This is a genomic window from Desulfamplus magnetovallimortis (genome assembly GCF_900170035.1).
In the GTDB taxonomy this organism is placed as follows: domain Bacteria; phylum Desulfobacterota; class Desulfobacteria; order Desulfobacterales; family Desulfobacteraceae; genus Desulfamplus; species Desulfamplus magnetovallimortis.
In genome coordinates, this window is sequence record NZ_LT828544.1 from 69,503 (window position 1) to 77,917 (window position 8,415).

Consider the following 8,415-nt stretch of genomic DNA (forward strand, 5'->3'; position numbering starts at 1 on the left):
TTCAGACAGTGTTGGCAAGGCTTACAAGATCATAGGTGTCGATTTTGAGAATATAGCTTTCAAAAAAATATTTTATTTTTTGGGAAAAAATTAAGGCATCCTTCATTTGCCGGTTTACACTTTTCCAATGGCAAAATAACCCAACGGTAGAGACGCAATGCATTGCGTCTCTACTCCAGACAAGAAGTGTAAAGTAGTTTAATCTGATATTAAGGATGCCAAAATTAATGCAAATAACAGATAGTTAGACTTTTCCATTACCAATTTGATTATCTGGAATACTATAGAAATTACTAATAGCGAATCTGCTGTTTGGGACTTTTTGCAAGACCATCAATTTTGATCTGTTTATTATTTTACAAATAAATCATCTTCAGGGGAATTAAAGGTTATATATGGCTACTATAGATCCTTCAAGATTCAGGTCAACACTGCTATCCATTGTAAGATATGGCTTTGGAAGAACCATGGAGCAGGCCACAAAGGTTGATATTTTCAACTCTGTCTGTTTTGCAGTAAGGGAGCATATAATTGATCGTAAAATCGAAACTGAAAAACGCTATGCAGACAATGATGTTAAGCGAATGCACTACATATCAATGGAGTTTCTGACAGGCCCTCTTCTGGCCAACAACCTCATTAATCTGGGAATATATGATGAGTGCCGAACCATTGTAAATGACATAGGACTTGATTTTGATGATCTCATAGAGTTTGAGCCTGACCCTGCCTTGGGTAACGGAGGCCTTGGACGCCTTGCCGCATGTTTTCTTGACTCCCTTGCAAGCATGGGTATGCCTGGATTCGGATATGGCATAAATTATGACTATGGTCTCTTTCACCAGAGTATCATTGGGGGCTATCAGCATGAGCGTCCTGATTTCTGGTACAACAAGTCATCTCCCTGGCTTATGCGAATGTCCGGTGAAAAGGCAATGGTACCGGTTTTTGGCAGAATCGAAGACAGCGAGGATATGGTTGGGGAGTATAACCCCATGTGGGTTGAGTGGAAGCTAATTGTGGGACGTCCCCATGACATTGCAGTTGTGGGGTATGGTGGAAAGACTGTTAACCGCTTAAGGCTTTTTTCCGCATGGGCATCTGAAGACTTTGACATACAGATTTTCAATGAGGGGGATTACTATCGTGCCCTTGAAGATAAAATCAGATTTGAAAATATCTCGAAAATTCTTTATCCCTCGGATTCAAGGGATTCCGGCAAGGAGCTCAGGCTTGTTCAGGAGTACTTTCTTGTGGCATGTGCCGTCCATGACATTGTATCTATCTATCTTAACCAGCATGACTCTTTTGACATGTTCCATGAAAAGGTTGCAATCCAGCTCAATGACACACATCCTGCCCTGACTGTTGCAGAGCTTATGAGGGTTCTTATTGATCTTCATTTTGTTGAGTGGGATGATGCCTGGCAGATAACCACCCGCACACTTGGATACACCAACCATACATTGATGCCGGAGGCCCTTGAGACATGGCCCATGCATATTTTCAAAAAGGTAATTCCCCGCCATCTCCAGATTATTCAGGAGATTGATCGCCGTTTTATGAGTATGATTAAAGAAAAATACCCTGATGATCCCGAAAAGCCAAGGAGAATGTCCATCGTCATTGATAACAATGGCGAAAAAAATATAAGGATGGCTCATCTTGCAATTGTTGGAAGCCACTCTGTCAATGGTGTTGCCGCAATTCACTCCGAACTTGTAAAAACCCGTCTTGTACCTGATTTTTATGATCTGTGGCCTGAAAAATTCAACAACAAGACCAATGGAGTAACTCCAAGAAGATGGATTTTGCGTGCCAATCCTCTGCTGGCACAACTTGTTTGCGATACAATCGGAGATGGATGGATTCTGGATCTTGGGCGATTGAGAGAACTTGAAGCTCACTGCAAGGAGACAGCTTTTCTTGAAAGACTTCTTATGATCAAAAGGAAGAACAAGGTAAGGCTTGCATCAATTATAAAAGAGACCACCTATATAGAGGTAGATCCGGAGTCTATATTTGACATTCATGCAAAGCGTCTTCATGAATATAAGCGTCAGTTGCTCAATGCAATGAACATTATTCACATATATTTTCAGATAAGGGATGACAATATTATTCCTTCAGTGCCAAGAACATTTATTTTTGGCGGAAAAGCAGCTCCGGGCTATTTTATGGCAAAACTTGTGATTCGCTTTATACATGGTCTTGCAGAGATTATAAACAAAGATTCTAAAGCAAATGAGTGGCTTAAGGTTGTTTTTATTCCTGACTACCGGGTCTCCCTTGCTGAAAAGATGATTCCCGGAGCTGACGTAAGCGAGCAGATATCTACTGCCGGCATGGAAGCATCTGGTACAGGTAATATGAAGTTTGCCATGAATGGCGCTATAACAATAGGAACTCTTGACGGTGCCAATATTGAGATAGCAGGAGAAGTTGGTGAAGAAAATATCTATATATTCGGCCACAAAGTTGATGAGATTGAATCCCTCAGACGGGAGCATGATGCAGATCGTTTTCTAAACTCTTCTCCTGCCCTTAAGCGCGTTATGGATGCAGTGAGATCTGATATTTTCTGTCCTGATGAGCCTGGAATATTTAAACCTCTTTATGATTCCATAGTTCACGGTGGTGATTACTATTGTCATATGGCGGATTTTCAATCCTATACAGATGCCCATAGCCGTCTTGCAAATGATTATATGGATCGCCATAACTGGGCTGTAAAATCTCTGTTGAATATTGCAAGAACCGGAAAGTTTTCAAGTGACAGAACCATAAAAGAGTATGCTGAAGAGATATGGAAGATTAAATCTCAAATTTGATGAGTGTTAATGGCCATTGACAATGAGTCTGCAAAAAGTTCGATTTTTGAGGGATTGAATATGATACCACAGATGAAATGCAAAATGACACCGCAGGAGTATCTGGAGTTTGAGAGAAGTGCAGATACAAAGCATGAATATTTCGATGGTGAGATATTTGCCATGACAGGGGCAAGACCTAACCATAATCGGATATCGTTTAATATTGCAGGAGAGTTAAAGGGCCAACTCAAGGGAAGCAACTGTATGGGGTTTACAAATGATCAGAGGGTGAAAATTGAGGCAATTACAAAATATGTCTATCCAGATCTCTCAATTGCTTGTGACAATGTTGAGTTTGATGATGATTCCCCTGAATCATTATTGAATCCGGTTGTTATTTTTGAAATTCTCTCTGACTCAACCGAGGCGTATGACCGTGGAATGAAATTTGAACATTATCAACTAATTGATTCCCTTCAGGAGTACATTTTGATTGCACAGGATCGTTGTAGGGTAGATAAATATGTCCGAAACAGAAAAGATGGAACCTGGATTTTGTCAACATATTCGGATAAGAAGCAGATTGTAAAGATTGATGCCATTAAGTGTGACTTGCCCCTTTCTGAAATATATGATCGTATTGAATTGAAATCCTGCTGAGTGCTTCTTCAAGTTCAAACTGTGGGACGATTTTTCTGATAATTTTGGCACTGTCTGACAACTTTAATATATACTGAAAACCGACATCTTGCGGGCATTTTTGGTATTTTTTGTATTTGTCTGAATCAGGATAACCAGGATTTACAGGATGTTCAGGATTTTTATCCTGTAAATCCTTATCATCTCGGGTATCCTGATTCAGACAGTAGTGACAAGGCTCAAAAGAGTTTAGGTGACGATTTTGAATATATATTTTAAGGACATAGGAGATCTCCATGACTGAAAACCCAACAGGCCAAGATATGATGGAAAGAATCAAAATTCTTGAAAAAAAAGAGAAGCAATACAGCAGTCTCTTTAAGAAAATGCTTAATGGGTTTGCCTTGCACGAAATGGTACTAAACGAGGCTGCAGAACCAGTTGATTATCTATTCCTGGATGTAAATACGGCATTTGAAAGAATGACTGGTTTAAAAAAAGAGAATATCATAGGGAAAAAAGTCACTCAGGTGCTGCCTGGAACGGAAAAGGAGCCGGCAGACTGGATTGGGCGATACGGCAAAGTAGCTGACACTGGAGTAGAAATCCGGTTTCAGCAATATTCCGAAACGCTTGGCAAATGGTATTCTGTGGTGGCATTCAGCCCCCAAAAAGGACAGTTTGCCACCATTTTTGAGGACATTACATTTCAAAAGGAAGCGGAATCTTCTCTCAAAGCCATTGAATGGTTATTGAAAAAAACTCCAAAAATTACACCCGTCTCTTCCCAAGGATACTCAGATCTGACTGAACTGAATACCTGCCGGATGATCCTGTATAATATCGGTAAGGAGATGCTTTCTGATATCGTAACCGGCTATCTGGAACTTTTGGAGACCTCCGCCGCTGTGTATGAAATAAACGGCGATTATGCCCATGGTATTTTTTCTTCAGGCTGGTGCCGGATGATGGATTTAGCATCCCGCAAGTTGTGCAAAACCCCGGATGACAAGAGCGCATTAAACAGTGGCAAATGGTTGTGCCATGAGTCCTGCTGGGTGGATGCTTCAAAAACCGCCATTGATACTGCTCAGTCTGTTGATATCGAATGCTGCGGCGGACTAAGATTGTATGCGGTTCCCATATTGGTTCATGACCAGGTTATTGGTGCCATCAACTTTGGTTATGGTGATCCGCCAAAAGATGCAACCACACTTGAAGCCATTTCAAAAAAGTTTCAGGTGGATATCAATGACCTCATGCGTGAAGCAGACCAATATGAACACCGGCCGAACTTTATCATCGAAACTGCCAAAAAAAGGCTGCACAGTTCGGCAAAACTCATCGGCGCCATGGTGGAAAGCAAGCTTGCCCAGGCAAAATTACAGCAGGAGCAGGAACGTCTTCATGTGACACTTCAATCAATCGGTGATGGGGTTATCACAACAGATATTCACGGTAAAGTTGTCCTGATCAATAAAGTTGCCCAAAATCTGACCGGATGGAGCCTCCAAGATGCATGTGGCAAGGACTTGATTGATGTCTTTGACATCATCAATGAGCAGACACAAAAACCATGCGAAAATCCGGTAAAAAAAGTCCTGGAAACAAACAAAGTGGTGGAACTTGCCAACCATACCATACTGATCAGCCAGGATGGTACCCGACGGGCAATCGCCGACAGTGCGGCACCTATTATTGATGGGGCTAAAAAAACCATTGGTGTTGTCCTGGTGTTCAGGGATATGACGGAAAAGGTTGAAATGGAAACCGCTCTTCGCCAGGCACATAAAATGGAGGCCATAGGAACAATGGCAGGGGGTATCGCCCATGACTTTAATAACATACTATATATGATAACTGGAAACGCCGAACTGGCAATGGAAGATCTCCCTGGGTGGAATCCGGTACACGAAAATCTCAAAGAGATCAAATCTGCCGCTTTACGGGCGGCAGGTGTTGTTAAACAGCTTCTCAACTTCACCCGTCAAACGGATCAGGAACTCAAGCCCATCGGTGCAGTTATGGTGATTAAAGATGCGCTCAAATTCCTGCGTTCAACAATTCCAGCCTCCATTGAAATTCGACAGAATTTTCCGGATAACGAATTGACAATCCTTGGCGATCCAACCCAGCTCAACCAGGTAATGATGAACCTCTGCATTAATGCTTCCCAGGCAATGGAGGAAACTGGTGGAATCCTGGATATTGCCGTTACAAGGATCAATATAATTGAGAGAGATATTGATTCATATCCTGGTCTAACGCCTGGTGATTGGCTCAAGATAACGGTAAGTGATACAGGTCCGGGAATTCGATCTGATATTATTAAGCGCATATTTGATCCCTATTTTACAACAAAGGATGTGGGAAAGGGTTCCGGGATGGGCCTTGCTGTTGTTCACGGTATCATCAAGAATCATGGTGGGATTATTTCTGTTGAAAGCTTGCCTGGAAACGGAACCACTTTTACGATCTTTATTCCAGTGGTTAACGGAAAACCTGGAATAGATATAAACTCACCTGACGTGATCCCCAAGGGTACTGGTGAAAGGGTTCTCTTTGTTGATGATGAGGTCTCCATTACGCAAATGACCGGAAATATGCTGGTACGTCTTGGTTACAACGTCCAAACTACAACAAGCCCTGTGGATGCTCTTGAACTCTTCCGGTCGGAACCCCATCTATTTGATCTTGTGCTGACGGACATGACCATGCCGCAAATGACGGGTGCCAAATTGTCTGAAAAACTCAAAGAGATTCGTCCTGATATTTCCGTAATCATTTGTACAGGCCACAGTTCCCTCATTGATGAGGAGAGAGCTGAATCCATAGGTATCGACGGTTATGTAATGAAGCCAATTGTGATGAGAGATATCGCTAAAACGATTCGTGATGTGCTGGAAGAGGCCAAAAAAAACTGTAAGTAATATAACCACGATAAAGCGAATGATCAGATTTTCGGTCGCCTATTCGGTTAATTATCCAAAGTCTAATTATCTTTTACTTGAGATTTTTTAATACTCCATGTATTTTATGAGTGTTTTGACAGATAATAAACCATATTCAAAATATAATGGAGATAATTATAATATGGGCATACAGGAGCGAAAACAGAGGGAAAAAGAGATGAGGCGAAAGCAGATCATGGAGGCTGCTAAAAAGGTCTTTTCAGCCAAAGGATTCAGCCGTGCCACCATGGAGGAGATTGCAGGGGAGGCAGAATTAAGCCCGGGAACTCTTTATCTCTATTTTAAAAACAAGGAGGAACTCCACACTTCACTTTCCATTGATATCCTTGAGTATATCACAATTCTGATGAAAAAGATCATTGGCAAGAAAGGTATTGATGCCAATGAGAAAATGGAAAAACTTAAAGATACTTTTATTGATGTCTATGAATACGATTCAATGGTACTTATAAATCTGTTCCATCTTCAGTCAGGTGAGACACTTAAAAATCTATCTCCAGAGGTTCTTGAACAGTTAAAAGAAACTTCTGCTGATGCTCTTGGAGCTATTACCTCAATTGTACAGGAGGGAATAGATCAGGGGCTTTTTAAAGAACGGCATCCAGTTGCCCTTGCCGATATTATATGGGCAACCTATTCTGGTGTGGTTTTATGGGTGGACAGTAAACGTTTGCTTAATAATGATAAGGACTTTGTACGTCAGACCCTTGAAACTGCATTTGAAATAATGCTAAAGGGATTTGAAAAATAGCAGGTTAAGGGTTAAACAGATAGTCTCTTCTGGATTTCATGCTCATATCATTTTTTACAAAGTCTGTGAATGGTCTGGGCATGCCATGCTCCACGTCCTGAAAATGTCGGAATGCCTTTTTCCTGGAGGCTTTCAGCTATTTCCGAAAATGTTGCGCTGTTTTTTCGCATATCTTTAATCATTGCGATGACTTCATTCTTTGTATGCCTTTTTTCAGACCTGTTGTTGATGCATATCTCACCGCCAGGAGAGGTAAAACTTCCATTGTCTTCAATTGAAATGGAGATTTTGTCATCCAGTTTTGTTGAAATTGTGTTGAAAAAGAGATCCATAGATCTGCATTGTTTTATTTTAGCATCTATCAGGGTTTCATTCTGTTCTGTGAGCCTCTCAAGAGAGTCTGCAATTTTGGCCATGTAACTGTTAATAGAGGGAATGGCTTCATTTATAAGCTCTTCTATACAGAGAGATTCTTCCTGTTGTTGCTGTTTCCGCCTGTCTTTTACCTTCCGCCTTTCCTTACCTGGATAGTAATTGCCGTCCACTTCTTTTCTGGTACTTCCTCCTGAATATCGTTGATTATTGCTACGTTGAACATTTCTGAGATTTTTTAAAAATTCATTCATGATACCTCCTGTATGAATTGAAAGTAAGAGATGCTTTTAAAATCAGGTCGGATCAAATTATTGTGAATTTATTATCTTTTGGGCATCCTTCATATCATGCATAAAGTACTTTACACTTTCCGGAACAGGCTACCAGAAAAACCGGCATTGTGTTCAGGAAAATGTAAACTGGCAAATGAAAGATGCCATCTTTTGATGGAGATTCGCGATGAATGGACATGATGTCCGGCAAAGCGAAAAAACGGAGAAAAAGGGTATTACAACAATATCTATGTTTTTATTATAACGTCTCTATAATTACTTGTTTTTATGAAGACTTTAATCTCTTGGATTGTGGCGATACGTCGCTATGTCCGTTATAAAAAGAGAACTGATGGCTGATGAGATAATAATTTAGATTCAGAAAATGGTAGAGGTTTTTTTTATATATGGAAATTCATATATATATAAATTTATGAGTAAGTCAAGGAATGGGTGAGGAAAAATATTTTTTATAGTGGAGATGTATCTGTTTTATATGAACTCAAAATCGACACCTTATTGCTTTTTGAGCAGTTATTGAATTTGTCTGAATCAGGATAACCAGGATGAAAAGGATGCTCAGGATAAATAAT

General features: G+C 40.5%; 5 protein-coding genes. 4 read left to right on the plus strand and 1 reads right to left on the minus strand.

The genetic code is table 11. The features are described from left to right. The first annotated feature begins 395 nt into the window (after positions 1–395). The 4 genes from MTBBW1_RS10445 to MTBBW1_RS10460 all read left to right on the plus strand — a co-directional run bounded on the left by MTBBW1_RS10445 (position 396) and on the right by MTBBW1_RS10460 (position 7,175). Positions 396–2,831 carry a glycogen/starch/alpha-glucan phosphorylase gene (locus MTBBW1_RS10445; protein ID WP_080803033.1) on the plus strand — a complete coding sequence of 812 codons (2,436 nt, stop codon included), beginning with the start codon at positions 396–398 and terminating at the stop codon, positions 2,829–2,831. Between the two features lie 9 nt (positions 2,832–2,840). Then, the gene (locus tag MTBBW1_RS10450) at positions 2,841–3,473 is read left to right on the plus strand and encodes a Uma2 family endonuclease (RefSeq protein WP_245809339.1); all 633 of its coding nucleotides are present in this window, start codon (positions 2,841–2,843) and stop codon (positions 3,471–3,473) included. A gap of 275 nt (positions 3,474–3,748) precedes the next feature. Then, entirely contained in the window at positions 3,749–6,382 is a 2,634-nt protein-coding gene (locus MTBBW1_RS10455) for an ATP-binding protein (RefSeq protein WP_080803036.1), read from the plus strand. Positions 6,383–6,497: 115 nt separating this feature from the next. Then, complete coding sequence (locus MTBBW1_RS10460) at positions 6,498–7,175, plus strand: TetR/AcrR family transcriptional regulator (RefSeq protein ID WP_245809340.1); 678 nt, start codon at positions 6,498–6,500, stop codon at positions 7,173–7,175. Positions 7,176–7,222: 47 nt separating this feature from the next. Here MTBBW1_RS10460 and MTBBW1_RS10465 read toward each other — a convergent pair whose 3' ends face one another. Continuing rightward, positions 7,223–7,801 (minus strand): hypothetical protein, encoded by a 579-nt coding sequence (locus tag MTBBW1_RS10465; protein WP_080803041.1) that lies wholly within the window; start codon positions 7,799–7,801, stop codon positions 7,223–7,225. Positions 7,802–8,415: the final 614 nt, after the last annotated feature.

Coding starts and splice junctions, on each gene's coding strand:
- MTBBW1_RS10445 (WP_080803033.1), top strand. CDS start 396: ATGGCTACTATAGATCCTTCAAGATTCAGGTCAACACTGCTATCCATT.
- MTBBW1_RS10450 (WP_245809339.1), top strand. CDS start 2,841: ATGGCCATTGACAATGAGTCTGCAAAAAGTTCGATTTTTGAGGGATTG.
- MTBBW1_RS10455 (WP_080803036.1), top strand. CDS start 3,749: ATGACTGAAAACCCAACAGGCCAAGATATGATGGAAAGAATCAAAATT.
- MTBBW1_RS10465 (WP_080803041.1), bottom strand. CDS start 7,801: ATGAATGAATTTTTAAAAAATCTCAGAAATGTTCAACGTAGCAATAAT.